Genomic DNA, 20,351 nt, shown 5'->3' on the forward strand with positions numbered 1-20,351 from the left:
TGTCTTCAACTTTTGAAGTCAATAGGGGGTGCGGTGTGAGTTTGGAGACGCAGGAAAGGAAGGGATGTTCAGAAGTTGAAGGCTTGGTGTCGCTCTAGCGCAGGCGTTGGCTGATGACCTTGGATACGCCGTCGCCCTGCATGGAGACGCCGTACAGCGCGTCGGCGACCTCCATGGTGCGCTTCTGGTGCGTGATCACGATCAGCTGCGAGGCCTCCTGCAGCTCCTGCATGATCCGGATCAGCCGCTGGAGGTTGGTGTCGTCGAGGGCGGCCTCGACCTCGTCCATGACATAGAACGGACTGGGCCGCGCCTTGAAGATCGACACGAGCATCGCCACGGCGGTCAGCGACCGCTCGCCGCCCGAGAGCAGGGAGAGGCGCTTGACCTTCTTGCCGGGCGGACGCGCCTCGACGTCCACGCCCGTGGTGAGCATGTTGTCGGGGTCGGTCAGCACCAGGCGCCCCTCACCACCCGGGAACAGCCGGGAGAAGACACCCTCGAACTCGCGCGCGGTGTCCCGGTATGCCTCGGTGAAGACCTGTTCGACGCGTTCGTCGACCTCCTTGACGACCTGGAGCAGGTCCGCGCGGGTCTTCCTCAGGTCCTCCAGCTGCTCACTGAGGAACTGGTGGCGTTCCTCGAGCGCCGCGTACTCCTCCAGGGCGAGCGGGTTCACCTTGCCGAGCTGCTGGTAGGCGCGCTCGGCGGCCTTCAGGCGCTTCTCCTGTTCGGCCCGTACGAAGGGACGGGGCCTGTTGCCCGGGTGCTCCCCCGCGGCGGAGCCGCTGTGGGAATCAGCCTCCGGCAGCTGTTCGCCCTCGGCGGGGGGCGAGGGCGGCACCGGCTGGTGCGGGCCGTACTCCGACACCAGCCCGGCCGGTTCCACACCCAGTTCCTCCAGCGCCCTGGTCTCCAGCTGCTCCATCCGCAGCCGTTTCTCGGCGCCGAGTACCTCGCCCCGGTGAACTGAATCCGTCAACTTGTCGAGTTCCGCCTTGAGATCGCGTCCCTCGGTGCGGGCACGGGCGAGTTCCTGCTCGCGGCGGGCCCTGGCCGCGTCGGCGGCGGTGCGTTCCTCGTCGGCGCGGGCGAGGGAGACCTCGACGTGCGCGAGGAGCTGTCGGGCGCCGGAGGCGACGGCGCCGGCGACGGCCGCCTCGTGGCGCAGCCGGGCACGGCGGTGTTCGGCACGCGCGCGTGCCTCGCGTTCCGCGCGGGCGGCGCGGTCCAGTGAGTCGGCCCGTCCGGCGAGTCCCTTGACCCGTTCCTCGTGGGTGCGGGCCTGGAGGCGGGCCTCCATCTCGGTCTGGCGGGCATTGGCCCCGTCGGCGGCGAGCCGGTCGCGCACGGAGGTGTCGGGCTCCTCCTCGTACGGCATCTCCTCGGCGACCTCGAGTCGTTCGGCGAGTTCCTCGACGTCGGTGAGCGCCGTGTCGAGGGCTCCCTGCGCCCGGGCCGCGGCGGCGCCGGCCCGCTCGGCCTCCCCGGCGGCACCGCGCGCCTGTCCCGCGAGCCGGCCGAGCTGCTGGGCGACGGAGGACTTCTCCCGGTCCGCGGCCCGGCGCCGCTCCCCCAGGTCCTCGACGAGGGCCGCGCACTCCCGGCGACGCCCGGCCGCCGCCTCCTGCGCCTCGGCCAGTTCCGCGCACCGCACGGCCAGCTCCTCCAGCTCGGCGGCGGCCTCGTCCACGGATGCCTGTACTTCCAGCAGGCTGGGGGCGCCTGCGGAGCCGCCCTGCGCGAAGTGGGCGCCGAGGAGGTCGCCTTCGGCGGTGACGGCGGTGAGGCCGGGGTGGGCGGCGACGAGTTCCTCGGCGTCCTCCAGGGTGTCGACGACGACGATGCGGTGCAGGAGCCGTCGTACGGCCGGCATGAGGTCGGCGGGTCCGCTCACGAGGCGCTCGGCGGGGAGGGCGGAGACGGGCGGTTCGGCGGCTGCGGGTTCGTTGTGGCCGGTCGCGCGGTTCCCCGCGGGCCCGCCGGCCAGGCCGGCGGAGGGAGGGGGGACCGAGTTCCCCTCCGGTGCTCCTGCCAGGAGCAGGGCCGCCCGGCCCGCGTCCTGTGTGCGCAGGAGACGGATCGCACCGGCCGCGGCGGACGGTGAGGTCACCGCGAGGGCGTCCGCGGCCGTGCCGAACGCGGCCGCGAGCGGTACCTCGTAGCCGGCCGTCACCGTCAGCAGTTCCGCCGCCGGGCCCAGCAGCCCCGTGAGGCGGTCCTTCGCACCCAGCAGGGCGCCGGTGCCGTCCTTGCGACGCAGGCCGAGCGCGAGGGCCTCGTGGCGGGCCTGGGTTGCGGCGTGCTTTCGTTCCGCGGCGGTGACCGCCTCGCGGGCGGCGGTGAGGGCGGTCTCGGTCTCCGCGAGCCGCCGCTTGGCGTCCTCGTGCCGCTCGGCGAGTTCGGCGTCGCCCGCGTCGAGGCCGTCGACCTCGGCCTTGAGGGCCTCGTACTCCTCCTGCGCGGCGACGGCCCGCTCCCGGGCCTCGTCACGGGCGGCGGCCAGTCGCTCGATCTCGGCCTGGGCGGCGGCGGCACGCGAACGGGCCGCGCCCACCTGCCCCTTGAGCCGGGCGAGCCCTTCGCGCCGGTCGGCGATGGCCCGCGCGGCGTCCTTCAGCCGCCGTTCCTCCTGGGCGAGTTCGCGTTCCAGCTCCGCGCGGTGGGCGACCGTGTCCTCCAGTGCGCGTTCGGCCGCCTCCAGGGCGGCCTCCAGTTCGGCCTCCTGCTCGCGGACGCGGGCGGCCTCGCGCTCCATGTCCTCCGGGTCCCGGCCACGCCGCTCCTCGGGGGGCGCGGAGGTCGCGCTCTTCACGCGCGCGTCGGCCAGCGAGATCGTGCCGCGCACCCGCTCGGCGAGCTGGGAGAGCTCGTACCAGGTCTGCTGGGCGCTTTGCAGCCGCGGGGTGAGCCGGCGCACCTCGTCCTCCAGGTGGGCCTCGCGCTGGAGGGCCTTCCTCAGCTCGGCCTCGGCTGCCTCCTTGCGCTCCTTGAGGGCGGCCTCGTCGGCGATCTCGGCCTGCAGCGCCTCGCGCAGTCGTACGAGGTCGTCGGCGAGCAGACGCAGCCGGGCGTCGCGCAGGTCGGCCTGGATGACGGTGGCCCGCCGCGCGACGGCGGCCTGGCGGCCGAGCGGCTTGAGCTGGCGCCGCAGCTCCTCGGTGAGGTCCTGCACCCGTGCGAGGTTGGCCTGCATCGCGTCCAGCTTCCGCAGCGCCTTCTCCTTGCGCTTGCGGTGCTTGAGGACGCCGGCGGCCTCCTCGATGAAGGCGCGGCGGCCCGTGGGGTCGGCGTGCAGTACGGAGTCGAGCCGGCCCTGACCGACGATGACGTGCATCTCCCGGCCGATGCCGGAGTCGGAGAGCAGCTCCTGGATGTCGAGGAGCCGGCAGGTGTCGCCGTTGATCTGGTACTCGCTGCCGCCGTTGCGGAACATGATCCGCGTGATGGTGACCTCGGCGTACTCGATGGGGAGGGCGCCGTCGGAGTTGTCGATGGTCAGGGACACCTCGGCACGGCCCAGCGGGGGACGGCCGGTGGTGCCGGCGAAGATGACGTCCTCCATCTTGCCGCCGCGCAGCGATTTGGCGCCCTGCTCGCCCATGACCCAGCTGAGCGCGTCCACGACATTGGACTTGCCCGAGCCGTTCGGACCCACGACGCACGTGATCCCCGGCTCGAAGCGGAGCGTGGTCGCGGAGGCGAACGACTTGAAGCCACGGAGGGTCAGGGCCTTGAGGTGCACGCCGCCGGACTCTACCCGCCGGTCAGGTCTCACTCCATGAACGCACGGTTTCGCGGGTGAACGCGCAGGGCACATCAGACGTTGAAGACGGTGAAAGGATGCGCGGGACAACGAGCACGGGGCGCGGGGGCAGGGGCGAGGTCGCGGAGGCGGGAAAGAAAGAAGGGACGCCGGGGCGTCCCTTGCAATTCTGACTGCTTGGCGGTGATGACGGGCGGGCCCGACCACTGCTGTGCTGTTCGTACAGCGGTGAAGTGATCAGCGGTGCAGTGATCAGGTGAGCGCAGGCTCCGCCTGGTGTGCGTCAACGCTCTCCATGATCCTGTCGTGAGAAGCGGCAGCCGCCAGCGCGTCCTTCTCCGCCTGGATCCGTACGAGCTCGGATTCCAGGTCCTGGACGCGCTGCTGGAGCCGTCGCATCTCGGAGAGGAGTCGCGGGTCGGAGCCGCCGACGTAACCGAGAAGCGCCTTTGCCATGATGGATGGGCCTCCACACTGAGTGACCGACCGATGCGGTGTGGGTCGTGAGGGATTCGCACCCGCGGTGCTTGGCAGGCCTGGAGTTGTGCTGCCGTTCAGCCATGCCAAACAGCTAAGGTGCGCGGGGCTTTCAGCGTCTCACCAAAAAGTTTGAGGGTCAACACGATCACGCCCCGTATTGGCGGACAACCGGGTGCGCACGGCCGGCGAACGGCGGCGGCGCGCGTCTCACGGGTCCTCGGGACGTGGCGATCATCTTGGCGGTCGGCGCCGCCCGCGGCAAGCCCTTCTCGGCAATCACCAGGACTTTTTCGCCCGGGAGGGCTCGTCGCGCGGACCGTTCATGGCGCTCGGGGCCGCCGGGGCGGGCGGGATCAGCGGATGGCGAAGCCCTCGTAGCCCCCGCGCGGTGTGTCCCAGATCTCGGTGACTCCGTCCACATGCCCGGGCGTGTCGCCGGCCTGGAGCCAGTCGAGCAGTCCCTCGCAGCGTTCACGGGCGCCCTCGGCGACCACTTGGACCCTGCCGTCGCCCAGATTGAGAGCAAAACCACTCAGGCCGCCGATCTCCAGCGCCTTGGCCCGGGTGAACCAGCGGAAACCCACACCTTGGACACGTCCGCGTACCCAGGCGACCAGTCGCACATCCTCGCTCATGGCTGCAACCTAACCGGACAAAGCCACTTGGGGCACACCTTGCCCTTGCGCCATGCGGTAGCGTCCCCACCCATGAATCTCATATGAAACTCACTCGTTGGTGTGAGTTTCGTGATCATCGGGTTTCGGGTTGGTCGCCAGCACGAGTCGACCGCGAGGACGAGGAAGGCCAGGACATGGGACGCCACCGACGCTCCGCCGCCGGCCGCGCCGCCACGGGCCGCGCCACCGGGATCACTCACGACGCCCTCCACGACGGCGGCCCGCTTCCGCGGGGCGACCGGGGGGACGGTCCGCCCACGATGGGCACCGCGCCGTATCTGAACCCGCAGGCGTACGCCGAGACGTACGCGAAGAGCGAGGCCTATCTCTACGCGGCGGACGACTCCGGAACCCCCGCGGGGGGCGGCGACTTCACCCGCGGCGGCTTCCCGGGCGCCGGCTTCTCGACGGGCCCGGACCGGATCGGCCACGCCTTCGCCGGTGACGGCCTCGCGCCCGACGACGACGCGCCCCGCACCGGCGGGCACCGGCGCCGGAAGAAAAAGGCCGCGACCCCGGTCCGTACCGGCCTGCTCGGCGTCTCCGCCGCGGTGGCCCTCGGCACGGTGGCGGTGGCCACGGGCGCGGTGCCCGGTCTGGAGAACTACCGGCTCGGCGGCGACAGCACCTCCGGTGACAGCGTGCAGGCCGGGGACCTGCCCACCAACTCGCCCAGTGAGCAGGGCGGCACGTCCGGCGGTCTGGAGAGCCCGAGCCGCGACGCCGGCACCCCGGCGAGCCGCGACGCCGAGCGCTCCACCTCGCCCGAGCCGTCCGCGTCGACCTCGACGCCGGCCGAGCCGACGAAGACCCCGGGGAAGAAGACCCCGGAGAAGAGGACTCCAGAGAAGAAGGAGACCGCGGCGGCCCCGGAGAAGACCGCGGAGGAGACGCCGTCCCGCAAGGCGGCGCCGGAGCCGGAGAAGGAGACGAGCAGTCCGGTGACCGGGTCGGCGGAGGCCGTCGCCGGTGCCGAGGTGCTCCGGCTGGTCAACGTCGAGCGGGCCAAGGTGGGTTGCAGCCCGGTCACCGCGGACGGCGCGCTGACCGATCTGGCCACGGCGTTCAGCGACGACATGGCCGACCGGGGCTTCTTCGACCACACCGACCCCGACGGCGACACCCCGTGGGACAGGGCCAAGACGGCCGGCATAAGCAACCTGGGCGGCGAGAACATCGCCCGGGGCCAGGCCGACGCCGAAGCCGTGATGCAGGCCTGGATGGACAGCCCCGGCCACAAGGCGAACATACTGAACTGCGACTTCAAGACGCTGGGCGTGGGTGTCCGCATGGGGTCGGGCGGTCCGTGGTGGACCCAGAACTTCGGGTACTGACTTCTGGTTAGCGCAATCCGATGGCCAGCGCTGCTCTGGCGTAGGCTTGCCTCATGACGACCGTGCGGCGCCCGGAGGAGCAGGAGCTCCCCTTCAACGTGTTCGCCAAGGCGTGCCCGTCCCGCGGCACGCTGGAGCATGTGACCGGACGCTGGGGCGCGCTGACCCTCGGCGCGCTCCACGAGGGCTCGCTCCGGTTCAACGAGCTGCGCCGCCGGGTCGACGGGGTGAGCGAGAAGATGCTCTCCCAGACGCTGCACGCGCTGGAGCGCGACGGGCTGGTGCACCGCGAGGCCCAGCCGACCAACCCGCCCCGCGTGGACTACGAACTGACCCCGCTGGGTTACGAAGTCGCCCGGCGTCTGCTGTCCCTCATCCAGTGCGTCGAGGGCAGCATGGACGCCGTGCTCGAGGCCCGTGAGCGCTACGACGGGACGCGCGGCGCCCGCTGACACCTCGGGCAGAAGTAGCTGGAGCGGTTCATCCACGCCCGCCGGCGCATCGGCGTGCCGCAGCGGCGGCAGGGCAGACCCTCGCGGCCGTACGCGTCCAGGGACCGGTCGAAGTAGCCGGACTCCCCGTTGACGTTGACGTAGAGACTGTCGAAGCTGGTGCCGCCCACCGCGAGCGCCGCGTTCATGACGTCCCGGACGTGGCCCAGCAGGAGCAGGGTGCGCGGGCGGGTGAAGCCGGCCGTCGGGCGTTCGTAGTGGATGCGGGCCCGCCACAGCGCCTCGTCGGCGTAGATGTTGCCGACGCCGCTGATCAGTGACTGGTCGAGCAGGGCCCGCTTGATCGTGGTCCGCTTGCGGCGCAGCGCCTGGTGGAACGCCTCCTCGTCGAAGAGCGGGTCGAGGGGGTCCCGGGCGATGTGCGCGATGACGTCGGGCAGGCCGTCGGGGGTGTTCTCGTGCAGTGACAGCCCGCCGAAGGTGCGCTGGTCGACGAAGCGGAGTTCGGTGTCCGCCGCGTCGGTGAAGCGGACGCGGACGCGCAGGTGCTTCTCGTCCGGCGCCGTGTGCGGCCGCACCAGCAGCTGGCCGCTCATGCCGAGGTGGGCCAGGACCGACTGGCCGGTGTCCTCCAGGGGCAGCCACAGGTACTTGCCCCGGCGGCTGGGGACACCGATGCGGTGCCCCTCGAGCCGGTGCGCGAAGTCGTCGGCGCCGGTGACATGACGGCGTACCGCGCGCGGGTGCAGCACCTCGGCGTCGGCGACGGTCCGGTGGGCGACCCACCGCTCGAGTCCGCGCCGTACGACCTCGACCTCGGGCAGCTCGGGCATGGCGTCTCCTCCCAGGACCGGTGGACGAGCACCGAGCGCCCGCCCCGGTGCGGGGCGGGCGCTCGGGTCGCGTTGTTCGTCAGGCGGAGGCCGACGGGGCGTCGGCGCTCTTCCCGGAGGCATCGGCTTCGGCGACCCGGACGGTCTCCTCCGCCTCCGCCGCCGCCTTGGCGCGCTCGTCCGCCGCGGCCCGGATGGCGCGCCACGCGGACTCGGCGGCCTGCTGCTCCGCCTCCTTCTTGCTGCGGCCGGTGCCGGTGCCGTACGAGACGCCTCCGACGCGGGCGGCAGCAGTGAAGGTCTTCTCGTGGTCGGGGCCGGTCTCCGTGACCAGGTACTCGGGCACGCCGAGTCCTTCGGTCGCGGTGAGCTCCTGGAGACTGGTCTTCCAGTCCAGGCCGGCACCGAGGTTCGAGGACTTCTCGATCAACGGGTCGAACAGGCGGTGCACCAGCTCCGCCGCCGAGTCCAGGCCCTGGTCGAGATAGACGGCGCCGATCACCGCTTCGAGGGTGTCGGCGAGGATGGATGCCTTGTCCCGGCCGCCCGTGCCCTCTTCACCGCGGCCGAGCCGGATGAAGGAGCCCAGTTCGAGCCCACGGCCCACCTCCGCCAGCGCACGCGAGTTGACCACCGCGGCCCGCAGCTTGGCCAGCTGGCCTTCGGGCAGGTCGGGGTGGATGCGGTACAGCGTGTCCGTGACGACGAGGCCGAGCACGGAGTCCCCGAGGAACTCCAGCCGCTCGTTCGTCGGCAGACCGCCGTTCTCGTACGCGTACGAACGGTGGGTCAGCGCACGCACCAGAAGGGCGGACTCGAGCCGATAGCCGAGCCGCCCTTCCAGAAGCGTGTGGGACGAGGCCTGGTTGTCCGCTGAGTTCTTCTTCGGCGTCGACACAGTGCCTCTCACCAGCCGCTCAGACCTCGAGGACCTGGCGCTTGTTGTAAGTGCCGCAAGACGGGCACGCGATGTGCTGCAGCTTGGGCTCGTGGCAGCGCTCGCACGCAACCAGGGTGGGGACCGCAGCCTTCCACTGCGACCGGCGGTGGCGCGTGTTGCTGCGCGACATCTTCCGCTTCGGAACAGCCACGGCTACTTCTCCTGCTTCTCGTCGACGCCAGGTTCGGCGCCGCTCATCTCGTCCTTCTCGCCGTCTCCGAGTGAGCCGGCGAGTCCCTGCAAAGCCGCCCAACGGATGTCGACGGCGTCATGGTGGTGGTCCGGGTCGTCGGCGAGCCGTGCTCCGCACTCGGAACACAGACCCGGGCAGTCTTCCCGGCACACCGGCTGCATCGGCAGTGCGAGCACCACCGCATCGCGCAGCACGGGCTCGAGGTCGAACATGCCGTCCTCGAGAAAGAGCCTGTCCTCGTCGTCCTCGGCGTCGTCGCCCGGTTCCGCGATCACGCGGCCCCGGTCGTCGGCGTCAGGGTACGAGAACATCTCCTGGAAGTCCGCTTCGAGCTCCTGCTCCAGCGGCTCCAGACACCTTACGCACTCCCCCTCGGCCTTGGCACGGGCGGTGCCTGTGACGAGCACACCTTCCATGACCGACTCGAGTCGGAGCTCCAGCTCCACCGGGGCGCCTTCCGGCACTCCGATGACGTCCTTGAGCCCGAGGTCCTGGGGAGCGTCGACCGTGCGGGTCAGGCGCTGCAGCGCACCGGGCCGCCGCCCCAGCTCGTGCGTGTCGAACACGAGGGGGTTGCGGTGGTCGAGGCGGGCGTTCAGGGCCATTCCTGCTTTCGGTCTTCGAGCTCAGAGGTACCACTGCCGTGCGATGTTCCCGGGCAGCGTGGATCGCGGACATAAGCGCGACCGAAGAGCCAGGATACTGGACCTTTCGCTCTCGGCCCAATCCGCCCCTACAGACCCCGCTCGCGCTCGTAGGCCCGCAGCTGTTCGGGCGTGATCATGCTGGTGTCGAAGAGGCTGGTCTCGTCCAGGGCATAGCCCTGCTGGGCCTGCTGGTCGTGCGCGGCCTGCTGCCCCTGGTTCGGGTCGTACGCCTGCCCTTGCCCGTCGTAGCCCTGGTACGCGGCGTACGGGTCGGCCTGCTGCTGGTAGCCGTAGGCGTCCTGCTGTCCGCCGTACTGCTGCTGGTAGCCGGCGTACGGGTCCGGCTGCTGCTGGACGGGGGCGCCTCCCGCCGGAGCGTAGCCGGAGGTGGGGGAGTAGGCGGGCTCCGGCGGGGCGTACGCCTGCTGCGGCGGCTCGGGCTGCCTGGCCGCGGCGGCGTCCTGCTCGGCGAGGGACGCGAGGTCGGCGAGGTAGTCGGCGTCGCTGGAGTGCTGGACGGTCGTCGGGTCGTCGGCGAGGGCACCGAGGTCGTCGGTGGCGATCCGGCCGTGCAGCTTCTGGCGGCCCCGCCCGACCGCCTCCAGGGTCTTGGCCAGGACCGCCTCGAAGGCGCCGAGCTTGACGTCGACGTACTCGTCGGCGGTGCGGCGCAGGGTCTCCGGGTCGTGGCTGCGCTCGGGGGCGTCCTCGTCCTCGTAGCCCTGCTCGTCCAGGCCGGGGCCGGTGCCGAGCAGCTTCTCGCGGCCACGGCCGACCGAGCCGAGCGTCTTGGTGAGGACGACCTCGAAGTTGGCCAGCTTGGAGTCGACGTAGTCGTCGGCCTCCGCGCGGATCTCCTCGGCCTCCTTGCGGGCCTCTCCGAGGATCCGGTCCGCCTCGGACTGCGAGCGGCGGGCGATCTCGGTGTCGGAGATCAGGGAGCCGCGCTGGGCGTGCGCGCCCTCGATGATCCGCTCGGCCTCCTGGCGGGCCTGCTCGACCATCTGCTCCCGGCCGCCGATCAGTTCCTCGGCCTGGGCGAGGGAGTCGGGCAGCGCCGCACGCACCTCTTCGAGCATCGAGAGCAGTTCGGCGCGGTTGACCACGCACGAGGCCGACATGGGCATCGACCTGGCACTGGAGACCGCGGCGACGATCTCATCGAGCTTCTTCTGCACGTCCACCGTGTGCTCGCCACTCTCTACAGCTGTGTTGGAGACGGACGGGACGACTGTACGGCCATGGGGCGTCCGGTGGACACCGGACGGCCGTACGGACGGTCAGTCCTTGCGCAGGCGTTCGGTGAGGGCCGTCAGGACCTCCGGCGGCACCAGGTGGGCGACGTCGCCGCCCCAGGCCGCGACCTCCTTGACGAGCGAGGAGGACAGGAAGCTGTAGGTGGGGTTGGTGGGGACGAAGAGGGTCTCCACGCCCGAGAGGCCGTTGTTCATCTGGGCCATCTGCAGTTCGTAGTCGAAGTCGCTGACCGCGCGCAGGCCCTTGACGATGGCGGGGATGTCGCGCTGCTTGCAGAAGTCGACGAGCAGGCCGTGGAAGGCCTCGACGCGGACGTTGCCGTACTCGGCGGTGACCCGGCGGATCAGGTCGATCCGCTCCTCGATCTCGAACAGGCCCTTCTTGGACTGGTTGATCATCACCGCGACGTAGACCTCGTCGTACAGCCGGGAGGCCCGGGCGATGATGTCGAGGTGTCCGTTGGTGATCGGGTCGAACGACCCGGGGCATACGGCGCGGCGCACTTGTGATCCCTCGCTCTCCGGTCCGGTCATCGTGCGTCTTCGCACGTAGAGGCGGCGCGACCGTACCAAAACGTTCCCTCGCCGTAGCGACGGGCCCGGATCGCCTCGAAACCGGACGGCCAGGCGAATTCCCCGCCTCGGGTGCTGCGCTCCACGGTGACGAGGGCTTCCTCGGCGAGCCAGCCCTGCGAGCGGAGTGTGAGCAGGATCTCGCGGAGATCGTCATCTGGGACGGCGTAGGGCGGGTCGAGGAAGACGATGTCGTACGGCTCCCGCGGGGGCGCGGCGCGGACGATCTGTTCCGCTCTGCCGGATCCGACCTCGGCGCCGGGCAGTCCGATCGCCTTCACGTTCTCCCGGACCGTGCGGACGGCGCGGGCGTCGGCCTCCACGAGCAGGACGTGTCCGGCGCCGCGGGACAGGGCCTCCAGGCCGACGGCGCCGGAACCGGCGTACAGGTCGAGGACGCGTTCGCCGTCCAGCGGGCCCCCGAGCAGGGACTGCCAGGTGGAGAAGAGGCCCTCGCGCGCGCGGTCGGAGGTCGGGCGGGTCCCCTGTCCCGGCGGAACGGCCAGGCGGCGTCCGCCGGCCGCGCCGGCGATCACGCGAGTCATGTCCTCGGTCCTTGTCGGTGTGTGCTGGTCGATGGCCGTCCCCAGTCTGTCAGCCCTTCTCCAGGTACTGCTCCCGCTCCTCGTCCAGCAGGGCGTCCAGCGCCGTGCGCAGGGCGGGCAGGTCCGCCAGGTCCGGGTCCGCGGCGACCACCGCCGCCGCCTCCTCCCGCGCCTCGGCGATGATCTCCTCGTCGTCGATGACGGTGAGCATGCGCAGGCTGGAGCGGGTGCCGGACTGGGCCTGGCCCAGGACGTCGCCCTCGCGGCGCTGCTCCAGGTCGATGCGGGAGAGTTCGAAGCCGTCGAGGGTGGCGGCGACGGCGTTCAGCCGCTGCCGGGCCGCGCTCGCCTCGGGCATCTCGGTGACCAGCAGGCACAGGCCCGGGGCCGAGCCGCGGCCGACCCGGCCGCGCAGCTGGTGGAGCTGGGAGACGCCGAAGCGGTCGGCGTCCATGATCACCATCGCGGTGGCGTTGGGGACGTTGACCCCGACCTCGATGACGGTCGTGGCGACCAGGACGTCGGCCTCGCCGGCGGCGAAGCGGCGCATGACGGCGTCCTTGTCGTCGGGCTGCATGCGCCCGTGCAGGACCTCGACCCGGAGCCCTTGCAGCGGCCCTCTCGCGAGCTGCTCCGCGATGTCGAGGACGGCGAGCGGGGGCCGCTTCTCCGCCTCGTCCTCGGGGGACTTCTTCCTGCCGGCCTTCTTCGGGTCGTCCTCCTCGTCACCGATGCGCGGGCAGACCACGTACGCCTGGTGCCCGTTGGCGACCTCCTCGCGGACCCGCTCCCAGGCGCGGGCGAGGAAGTGCGGCTTGTCGGCGGCCGGGACGACATGGCTGGCGATGGGCGAGCGGCCGGCCGGGAGCTGGTCGAGGACGGAGGTCTCCAGGTCGCCGAAGACCGTCATCGCGACCGTGCGCGGGATGGGGGTGGCGGTCATGACGAGCAGGTGCGGGGGCTGCTTGCCCTTGCCGCGCAGGGCGTCGCGCTGCTCCACACCGAAGCGGTGCTGTTCGTCGACCACGACCAGGCCCAGGTCGTGGAACTTCACCTTGTCCTCGATCAGCGCGTGCGTGCCGATGACGAGGCCGGCCTCGCCGGTGGCCAGGTCGAGCAGCGCGTGGCGCCGCGCCGCCGCCCCCATGGACCCGGTGAGCAGCACCACCTTGGTGGCGGCCTCCGCTCCCCCGAGCATCCCGCCCTCGGCCAGCTCCCCCATCATCTCGGTGACCGACCGGTGGTGCTGCTGGGCGAGCACCTCGGTGGGCGCGAGCATCGCCGCCTGCCCGCCCGCGTCGACGACGGCGAGCATGGCGCGCAGGGCGACCAGGGTCTTCCCGCTGCCGACCTCGCCCTGGAGCAGGCGGTGCATGGGGTGTTCGGTGGCGAGGTCGGCGAAGATCTCGGCGGAGACCTTCTGCTGGCCCTCGGTGAGGGTGAAGGGGAGGCGGTCGTCGAAGGCGGTGAGGAGGCCGTCCGGCTCGGGGCGGCGGGCCACGGCGGGGAGTTGCCCGTCGGCGTGGCGGCGGCGGGCGAGGGCGACCTGGAGGACGAAGGCCTCGTCCCACTTGAGGCGGGCGCGGGCGTCCTCGACGTCCGCCTTGGTGTGCGGGCGGTGGATCTTGAGGAGCGCTTCGGGGAGGGGGATCAGGCCGCGGCCCGCGCGGAGGGACTCCGGGAGGGGATCGGCGGCCTCCTGGGCGCCGGGCAGGACCGTCTGGAGCGCCTTGCCGATCTTCCAGGACTCCAGCTTGGCGGTGGCGGGGTAGATCGGGATGAGGGCGCCCGCCCACGTCTCGACCGTCTCCTCGGCATCACCACGCAGCAACTCGTAAGCAGGATGCGCTAGTTGAAGGCGACGGTTGAAGACGGAGACCTTGCCGGCGAACATCGCGCGGGTGCCCGGCAGAAGTTCCTTGTGCGGTTTGTGGACACCGGCGCCGAAGAAGACCAGTTGCAGCCGGCCGCTGCCGTCCGTGATGGTCACCTCCAGGCGCTGGCCCTTGCCGCGCGGGGCCTTGGCGGAGGCGAAGGTGTGCAGGCGGGCGTCGGCGACCTGGGCGACCACCGTGACGTGCTCGTCCATGGGGAGGTCGGCGAGGTGGGTGAGCTGGCCGCGCTCCTCGTACCTGCGCGGGTAGTGGTGCAGGAGGTCGCCGACGGTGTGCAGGCCGAGATGCTCGGCCATCACCTTCGCGGTGGCGGGGCCGAGCACCTTCTTCAGTGGTTCGTCGAGTGCGGGCACGGCATCCATTGCACACCACGGCACTGACAACACGCGGGTGCCGGGGCCCGGCTCCTCACGGAAGCCCGCCGGGTCACTCCACCCCGATGAGCAGCAGGGCGCCCTGTCTGCCGCCGTGGTACACCACCGTGTCGACGGCGAGGTAGCCCTCGCGGACGCGGGTCTCCAGGTGTGCGGCGACGGAATCGGGGGTGTCGTCGCCGAGGACCAGGGTGACCAGTTCGCCGCCGGCCGCGAGCATGCGGTCGAGGACGGTCTCGGCGGTGGCCGTGAGGTCCTGTCCGATCACGGCCACGTCCCCGTCGACCAGGCCGAGGACGTCCCCGGCCTGGCAGATGCCCGCCATGGTCCAGGACTGGCGCTCGGCGACGGTGACCTCGGCGTAGCGGGTCGCGCCCGCCGCCGACGTCATCGACACCACGTCCTCGTCGAAGCGGCGTTCCGGTTCGTGCACCGCGAGCGCCGCGATGCCCTGGACCGCGGAGCGGGTCGGGATGAGGGCCACCCGGACGCCCTCCGCCCGGACCTGCTCGGCCGCCGCGGCGGCGGTGTGGCGCAGGTCGGCGTCGTTGGGCAGCAGCACCACCTCCCGCGCGTGTGCACGCCGTACGGCCTGGACGAGTTCACCGCTCGCGGGCGGCTCCCCGGGGCGGGCGAGCACGGTGGTCGCGCCCGCCTCGGCGTACAGGCCCGCCAGGCCCTCGCCGGGCACCACGGCCACGACGGCCCGCTGAGCGCGTTTCCCGGGCGCCACCGGCTCGGCCCCACTCGTGTGGACGTCCCCCGCGCCGAAGTGGGTGATCCGGATCCGGTACGGCCGTCCGGCCTCGACCCCGGCCTCCACGGCGGCGCCCGCGTCGTCGACGTGCACATGGACGTTCCACAGGCCGTCCCCGCCGACCACCACGAGGGAGTCGCCCAGCGCGTCGAGCCGGTCCCGCAGCCGTGCGACGGCGGCGTCCGCGGCCTCCAGCAGATAGATCACCTCGAAGGCGGGCCCCCCGGGCCCCGTCCCCGTGGCCGCCCCCGGTGCGGCACCGCTGTCCGCACACTCGCCGAGGCCGCCGGCGTCCTCCACGCGCGTGTGCGGCCCGGGACCGGCGACACGTACGGAGCCGCTCCACGGGCCGCTCACCGCCGGCATGCTCCGCGGCGCCTCCCCCGTGAACGTCTCCGTCAGCGCCGCGAGCACCGCCACCAGTCCCCTGCCGCCCGCGTCCACCACCCCGGCGCGCCGGAGCACGGCCAGCCGGGCCGGAGTCTCGGCGAGTGCCGCGCGGGCGCCCTCGTAGGCCGCCCGCGCCACCGCCCCGCAGTCGCCCGCCGCCCCGCCGGCCGCTTCGGCGGCGGCCGAGGCGACGGTGAGGACCGTGCCCTCGACGGGATGCGCGACCGCCTGTCGCGCGGAGTCGGCCGCGTGCCGCAGGGCGGTCCGCAGCCCCTCCCCGTCGGCGTGGGCCGGGGCCCCGTCCCCGGCCAGCACCTGGGCCATGCCGCGCAGCAGCTGCGCCAGGATCGTCCCGGAGTTGCCGCGGGCGCCGATCAGCGCCCCGTGCGCCATCGCCCGTACGGCGTCGGCCAGCGCCGGCCGCCGGTCCCCGTCGGCCTCGTGCCCCGCGAACACCGCCTCCACCGCCGCGGTCGCCGACTCGACGGTCAGGTAGAGATTCGTCCCGGTGTCCCCGTCCGCCACCGGGTAGACGTTGATCGCGTCGATCTCCTCACGGGCCCGTCCCAGCGCTTCGAGCGCGAGACCGCACCAGGAACGCACCGCGAGAGCATCGAAGAATGTCTGCGGCACCTGCGCCACCTGCGCCTCCCTGAGCTGCCGACCGTGGCAGGCAGCGTAGACCGTGGGACGCCGCCCACCGGAAGAGGGCCGGAGGCGGGCCTCTGAGCTGCCGTGGTAGTTTCGTTCTACGGATGCAGCCGTTGTATGCTGCTCCGGTTGCCCGATCCCATCGGGCCTCTCCCCCGGCAACGCCACTCGGATTCCACAGGGCTCCTGGAGCTCGGAATCTCGATCCCGGCATGCCGGGATCAACCGTAAGTGCATCTGAAGTCTTTGGAGTGACCCGTGGCTGCCAACTGCGACGTCTGCGGCAAGGGGCCGGGCTTCGGCAACAACATCTCGCACTCGCACCGCCGTACGCCCCGTCGCTGGAACCCGAACATCCAGCGCGTGCGTACCGTGGTCGGTGGGACGCCGAAGCGCGTGAACGCCTGCACCTCGTGCATCAAGGCCGGCAAGGTCTCGCGCTGACGCTTTCGCTGAGCGCGCGGCCGTAGTCGGTTTCGCCGCAACAGCCGGTCCACCTTGGGGTGGGCCGGCTTCTTGCTGTGGGCCGGCCCGGTGCGCTTGCACGGTGGCCTGCGTTGGGCGGGCCGGGGGTGTGTTCGCGCAGTCCGGCGCTTACGGGGTGCCGTCGCGCCCACCCGTGCCGCCCCAGCGGCACGACTGCCCGCGGTGGGTGGGGCTGAGGTCCCACCCATGGTTCACCGGACCGATCCCCTCGCCCAGCGCGAAGCCGGCCGCTATCGCGCCGGTGACGTAGTCCTTGGCGGCTGTCACCGCCTCCGGGACGGATCGGCCCTTCGCCAGTCCCGACGCGATCGCCGACGCCAGGGTGCAGCCCGTGCCGTGGGTGTGGCGGTTGTCGTGCCTGGGAGCGCGCAGCCAGTACTCCCACGAGCCGTCCGTCAGCAGATCCACGGCGTCACCGGACAGGTGACCTCCCTTGATCACCACCCAGCGCGGCCCGAACTCCAGTACCGCCCGGGCCGCCCGGCGCAGATCGTCCTCCGCCTCGACCCGTACGCCGGTCAGTTGCGCCACCTCGTCCAGGTTCGGTGTGGCCACGGTCGCCACCGGCAGCAGCCTCGTCCGTACGGAGTCCAGCGCGGAGGCCGCGAGCAGCGGGTCCCCGTGTTTGGAGACCCCCACCGGGTCGACGACCGCCGGCGCGTCCGTGCCGGCGATCAAGTCGGCCACCGCCTCGACGAGTTCGGCGGAGGACAGCATGCCGGTCTTGACCGCCTGTACCCCGATGTCGTCGACGACGCTGCGGTACTGGGCCCGCACCGCCTCCACGGGCAGTTCCCAGGCGCCCTGCACGCCCAGGGAGTTCTGCGCGGTCACCGCGGTGAGCACGCTCATGCCGTGCACGCCGAGCGCCAGCATCGTCTTCAGATCGGCCTGGATCCCGGCGCCGCCGCCCGAGTCGGAGCCGGCCACGGTGAGCACCCTGGGCGGCGCGCTCATGACTCGATGTCCCCGAAGTGGTCCCAGCCGCCCTGGGTGGTCCAGGGTGCCCCGTCGACCGTCACCTGGGGCAGCGCCGACGGGTTGAGCACCTCGCCGATCACCTTCCAGCGGGCGGGCAGCTTCACGTCCGGCGGGAAGGTCGCCACGATCGCGTGGTCCTCTCCCCCGGTCAGCACCCACTGCATGGGGTCGACGCCGACGGCTTGGCCGATGTCGTTCATCTGCGAGGGGATGTCGATCGCGCCGGAGCGGATGTCGATGCGGACCTTGCTGGCCTCGGCGATGTGCCCGAGGTCGGCGATCAGCCCGTCGCTCACGTCGCACATCGCGGTGGCACCGAGCCCGGCGGCGGCCGGTCCCGCGTGGTACGGCGGTTCGGGGCGCCGGTGCGCCTCGACGAAGGCGCGCGGCGAGCGGAACCCGCGCGAGAGCACCGCGTGCCCGGCCGCGGACCAGCCCAGCCAGCCGGTCACCGCGACGAGGTCGCCGGGCTGCGCGCCGCCCCGGGTCACGGGCTCCTGGTTGCGCAGATCGCCGAGCGCGGTGATCGACACCATGATCGTGTCGCCGCGTACGACATCGCCGCCGACGACCGCGGCACCGGCCACCTGGCACTCGTCGCGCAGTCCGTCCATCAGCTCGCTGGGCCAGGTCACCGGCAGTTCCGCCGGGACGACGAGACCGAGCAGCAGGGCGGTCGGCACGGCGCCCATGGCGGCGATGTCGGCGAGGTTCTGCGCGGCGGCCTTGCGGCCCACGTCGTAGGCCGTGGACCAGTCGCGGCGGAAGTGCCGGCCCTCCAGCAGGATGTCGGTGCTGGCCACGACCCTGCGGTCGGGCGCGGAGACCACCGCGGCGTCGTCGCCGGGGCCGACCCGGACCGCCGGGGTGGTGGTGAGACGGGAGGTGAGCTCCCTGATGAGCCCGAACTCCCCGAGCTCACCAACAGTGCCCTTCATTTCCCTTTCGACCCTTCTATCCCTGTCCGTGCCCGGTCGCGAGTGATGCGAGCCCTCGCTACGGTCGAAGTGACCGTCAACTTCTCTCGTGTCTGTACCCCGGCGCGCAAGGCCCGGTTCCCGCAGGTCTCCCCGCGAGGAGCGGCGACGCGATACCGTGGCGTTCCTTTTCCCCACATGATCCTCGTGGCCGCCCTGGAGGTTCCGTGGTACAGGCGTACATCCTGATCCAGACAGAGGTCGGCAAGGCGTCGACCGTCGCCGAGCTGATCGGCAAGATCCCTGGAGTCATCCAGGCCGAGGACGTGACCGGACCGTACGACGTGATCGTGCGCGCCCAGGCCGACACCGTCGACGACCTGGGCCGCATGGTGGTCGCCAAGGTCCAGCAAGTGGACGGCATCACCCGCACCCTGACCTGCCCGGTCGTCCATCTTTAGCCCCCGTCTACCCTGTGCCCGTGAACTCTTCCCGTCACCGGCACGCCGTCCTGTCCGCACTCGCGGTGCTGATCACCGCCGCGGGCTGCTCCTCAGCAGACGACAGCGCGTCCGCGGCGGTTCCCCGCCCGGACGCGAAGGTCACCGAGCTGTGTCAGAACCTGGACAAGGCCCTGCCGGCGACGGTGGACGGTGAGAGTCGCGACGATCCCGAGCCCGCGTCCGAACTGACCGCGGGCTGGGGCGGCGTGGCGATCATACTGCGGTGCGGTGTCGAGCGACCGCCGAAGATGGCCGATCCCAAGGTGGCCAACGGCCGCGACGCCGACGCGGTGCCGGGCGGAGTGAACGGCGTCGACTGGCTCATGGAGACGCGGGACGACGACATGCAGCGCTTCACCACCGCCAATCGCGAGGCCTATGTCGAGGTCGAGGTGGTCGACGGACGGGACAGCACGGGCGTGCTGATCGACCTCGCCCCGGCCCTTCAGAAGGCGATCCCCGAGGGGATCGCCTTCTGAAGCGTGCGTGCGCGGCGGCTCAGCGCAGCCCCGTCGACCGGCGCAGCGCCGCCCGCACCAGCAGGTCGACCAGCTCCGGGTAGCTCACCCCGGTGGCCTGCCACATCTGCGGGTACATCGAGATGGGCGTGAAGCCGGGCATGGTGTTGATCTCGTTGATCACGAACTCGCCGTCCTCGGTGAGGAAGAAGTCCGCGCGGACGAGCCCTTCGCAGGAGGCCGCGTCGAACGCCTCCACCGCGAGCCGCCGCACCTCGGCCGTCTCCTCGTCGGTCAGCGGCGCGGGCACGATGCCGGGAGTGGAGTCGATGTACTTGGCCTCGAAGTCGTAGTACGCGTGCGCGTCGGGCGGCGGGATCTCGGCCGGCAGCGAGGCGCGCGGGCCGTCCTCGAACTCCAGCACTCCGCACTCGATCTCGCGGCCGCGCAGCGCCGCCTCGACGAGGATCTTCGGGTCGTGGCGCCGGGCCTCGGTGATCGCCTCGTCCAGGCCGGACAGGTCGTCGACCTTGGTGATGCCGATCGACGAGCCCGCACGCGCGGGCTTCACGAACAGCGGCCAGCCGTGCTCGCCGGCGAAGTCGACGATCTTCCTGCGGGCGGCGGACTCGTCCCGCTCCCACTCGCGCGGCCGGATCACCACGTACGGGCCGACCTTCAGCCCGAAGGAGGTGAACACCCGCTTCATGTACTCCTTGTCCTGGCCGACGGCCGAGGCGAGCACGCCCGAGCCGACGTAGGGGACGCCGGAGAGCTCCAGCAGGCCCTGGAGGGTGCCGTCCTCACCGTAGGGGCCGTGCAGCACCGGGAAGACCACGTCGACCTCGCCGAGCGCCTTGGGCACCGAACCCGGCTCGCTGTAGACGACTTCGCGGTTGGCGGGGTCGACGGGGAGCACCACGCCGCCCTCCGTCGACTCGGCGAGCTGCTCGACGCTGGGCGTACGGCGGTCGCTGATCGCCATGCGTTCCGGCTCGTCGGCGGTGAGTGCCCACCGACCGTCCTGGGTGATGCCGATCGGCAGGACGTCGTACGTGGTCCGGTCGATGGCCTTGAGGACGGCGCCGGCGGTGACCACGGAGATCCCGTGTTCGGAGCTGCGCCCGCCGAACACGACGGCCACACGCGGCTTGCGGGACGGCTGCCCGGGGCTCTGGGAGAGGTTCTCGGTGCTCATATCGCGATGAGAGTACCCGCCCGCGGTGCCGGGACGCAGCGCCCG

The 20,351-nt window shown here is 71.9% G+C and carries 20 protein-coding genes; 5 read left to right on the forward strand and 15 right to left on the reverse strand.

The features are described 5' to 3' along the window. Nucleotides 1-94: 94 nt before the first annotated feature. The 3 genes from smc to ACFXAE_RS02795 form a co-directional block, all read right to left on the reverse strand. On the reverse strand, nt 95-3,745 hold the full coding sequence (gene smc, locus ACFXAE_RS02785) for a chromosome segregation protein SMC (protein WP_384706971.1): 3,651 nt from the start codon (nt 3,743-3,745) through the stop codon (nt 95-97). Nucleotides 3,746-4,018: 273 nt separating this feature from the next. After that, on the reverse strand, nt 4,019-4,222 hold the full coding sequence (locus ACFXAE_RS02790; protein WP_384706973.1) for a hypothetical protein: 204 nt from the start codon (nt 4,220-4,222) through the stop codon (nt 4,019-4,021). Nucleotides 4,223-4,599: 377 nt separating this feature from the next. Beyond that, complete coding sequence (locus ACFXAE_RS02795; protein ID WP_351996008.1) at nt 4,600-4,881, reverse strand: acylphosphatase; 282 nt, start codon at nt 4,879-4,881, stop codon at nt 4,600-4,602. A 176-nt stretch (nt 4,882-5,057) separates the two neighbouring features. Here ACFXAE_RS02795 and ACFXAE_RS02800 point away from each other — a divergent pair, with 176 nt between their 5' ends. Both ACFXAE_RS02800 and ACFXAE_RS02805 read left to right on the forward strand, forming a co-directional pair. Next, nucleotides 5,058-6,257, forward strand: a complete 1,200-nt coding sequence (locus ACFXAE_RS02800; RefSeq protein ID WP_384706975.1) for a CAP domain-containing protein — start codon at nt 5,058-5,060, stop codon at nt 6,255-6,257. A 53-nt stretch (nt 6,258-6,310) separates the two neighbouring features. After that, nucleotides 6,311-6,709: a winged helix-turn-helix transcriptional regulator gene (locus tag ACFXAE_RS02805; protein WP_384706977.1), complete on the forward strand. Its 399-nt coding sequence runs from the start codon at nt 6,311-6,313 to the stop codon at nt 6,707-6,709. Here the strand turns inward: ACFXAE_RS02805 and mutM are convergent. The 9 genes from mutM to ACFXAE_RS02850 form a co-directional block, all read right to left on the reverse strand. After that, nucleotides 6,682-7,542, reverse strand: coding sequence for a bifunctional DNA-formamidopyrimidine glycosylase/DNA-(apurinic or apyrimidinic site) lyase (mutM, locus tag ACFXAE_RS02810; protein WP_384706979.1), 861 nt, complete (start codon nt 7,540-7,542; stop codon nt 6,682-6,684). The two genes, ACFXAE_RS02805 and mutM, sit on opposite strands and share 28 nt — an antisense overlap. 79 nt (nt 7,543-7,621) lie before the next feature. After that, on the reverse strand, nt 7,622-8,440 hold the full coding sequence (gene rnc, locus ACFXAE_RS02815) for a ribonuclease III (RefSeq protein WP_384707381.1): 819 nt from the start codon (nt 8,438-8,440) through the stop codon (nt 7,622-7,624). Between the two features lie 19 nt (nt 8,441-8,459). Then, nucleotides 8,460-8,633: a 50S ribosomal protein L32 gene (rpmF, locus tag ACFXAE_RS02820; RefSeq protein ID WP_007493396.1), complete on the reverse strand. Its 174-nt coding sequence runs from the start codon at nt 8,631-8,633 to the stop codon at nt 8,460-8,462. Between the two features lie 2 nt (nt 8,634-8,635). Further along, nucleotides 8,636-9,280, reverse strand: a complete 645-nt coding sequence (locus ACFXAE_RS02825) for a YceD family protein (protein ID WP_384706981.1) — start codon at nt 9,278-9,280, stop codon at nt 8,636-8,638. Between the two features lie 128 nt (nt 9,281-9,408). Next, the gene (locus ACFXAE_RS02830; RefSeq protein WP_384706983.1) at nt 9,409-10,506 is read right to left on the reverse strand and encodes an ATP synthase F0 subunit B; all 1,098 of its coding nucleotides are present in this window, start codon (nt 10,504-10,506) and stop codon (nt 9,409-9,411) included. A gap of 96 nt (nt 10,507-10,602) precedes the next feature. Further along, nucleotides 10,603-11,082, reverse strand: a complete 480-nt coding sequence (gene coaD / locus ACFXAE_RS02835) for a pantetheine-phosphate adenylyltransferase (RefSeq protein ID WP_384706985.1) — start codon at nt 11,080-11,082, stop codon at nt 10,603-10,605. 26 nt (nt 11,083-11,108) lie between these two features. Further along, nucleotides 11,109-11,696 carry a 16S rRNA (guanine(966)-N(2))-methyltransferase RsmD gene (gene rsmD, locus ACFXAE_RS02840; protein ID WP_384706987.1) on the reverse strand — a complete coding sequence of 196 codons (588 nt, stop codon included), beginning with the start codon at nt 11,694-11,696 and terminating at the stop codon, nt 11,109-11,111. 49 nt (nt 11,697-11,745) lie between these two features. Then, nucleotides 11,746-13,953 carry an ATP-dependent DNA helicase RecG gene (gene recG / locus ACFXAE_RS02845; RefSeq protein WP_384706989.1) on the reverse strand — a complete coding sequence of 736 codons (2,208 nt, stop codon included), beginning with the start codon at nt 13,951-13,953 and terminating at the stop codon, nt 11,746-11,748. Nucleotides 13,954-14,017: 64 nt separating this feature from the next. Next, the gene (locus ACFXAE_RS02850) at nt 14,018-15,754 is read right to left on the reverse strand and encodes a DAK2 domain-containing protein (protein ID WP_384706991.1); all 1,737 of its coding nucleotides are present in this window, start codon (nt 15,752-15,754) and stop codon (nt 14,018-14,020) included. Between the two features lie 267 nt (nt 15,755-16,021). Here ACFXAE_RS02850 and rpmB point away from each other — a divergent pair, with 267 nt between their 5' ends. Then, on the forward strand, nt 16,022-16,207 hold the full coding sequence (gene rpmB, locus ACFXAE_RS02855) for a 50S ribosomal protein L28 (RefSeq protein ID WP_004924906.1): 186 nt from the start codon (nt 16,022-16,024) through the stop codon (nt 16,205-16,207). Between the two features lie 150 nt (nt 16,208-16,357). Here the strand turns inward: rpmB and thiD are convergent, their stop codons facing one another. After that, nucleotides 16,358-17,206 carry a bifunctional hydroxymethylpyrimidine kinase/phosphomethylpyrimidine kinase gene (thiD, locus tag ACFXAE_RS02860; protein ID WP_384706993.1) on the reverse strand — a complete coding sequence of 283 codons (849 nt, stop codon included), beginning with the start codon at nt 17,204-17,206 and terminating at the stop codon, nt 16,358-16,360. Next, nucleotides 17,203-18,168, reverse strand: a complete 966-nt coding sequence (locus ACFXAE_RS02865) for a thiamine-phosphate kinase (protein ID WP_030866190.1) — start codon at nt 18,166-18,168, stop codon at nt 17,203-17,205. The genes thiD and ACFXAE_RS02865 overlap by 4 nt, the downstream gene beginning before the upstream one ends. Before the next feature lie 206 nt (nt 18,169-18,374). On the opposite strand from ACFXAE_RS02865, the gene ACFXAE_RS02870 reads away from it, so the two are divergent. Together ACFXAE_RS02870 and ACFXAE_RS02875 are read left to right on the forward strand one after the other, a co-directional pair. Further along, a complete protein-coding gene (locus ACFXAE_RS02870) occupies nt 18,375-18,608 on the forward strand; it encodes an Lrp/AsnC family transcriptional regulator (protein ID WP_037933238.1) in 234 nt (77 codons plus the stop codon). Between the two features lie 20 nt (nt 18,609-18,628). After that, nucleotides 18,629-19,129 (forward strand): DUF3515 domain-containing protein, encoded by a 501-nt coding sequence (locus ACFXAE_RS02875; RefSeq protein ID WP_384706996.1) that lies wholly within the window; start codon nt 18,629-18,631, stop codon nt 19,127-19,129. Between the two features lie 19 nt (nt 19,130-19,148). On the opposite strand, the gene ACFXAE_RS02880 is transcribed toward ACFXAE_RS02875, so the two are convergent. After that, nucleotides 19,149-20,306 (reverse strand): D-alanine--D-alanine ligase family protein, encoded by a 1,158-nt coding sequence (locus ACFXAE_RS02880; protein WP_384706998.1) that lies wholly within the window; start codon nt 20,304-20,306, stop codon nt 19,149-19,151. Between the last annotated feature and the right edge of the window lie 45 nt (nt 20,307-20,351).

The sequence above is a fragment of the Streptomyces sp. NPDC059454 genome, assembly GCF_042749965.1.
Lineage (GTDB): Bacteria > Actinomycetota > Actinomycetes > Streptomycetales > Streptomycetaceae > Streptomyces.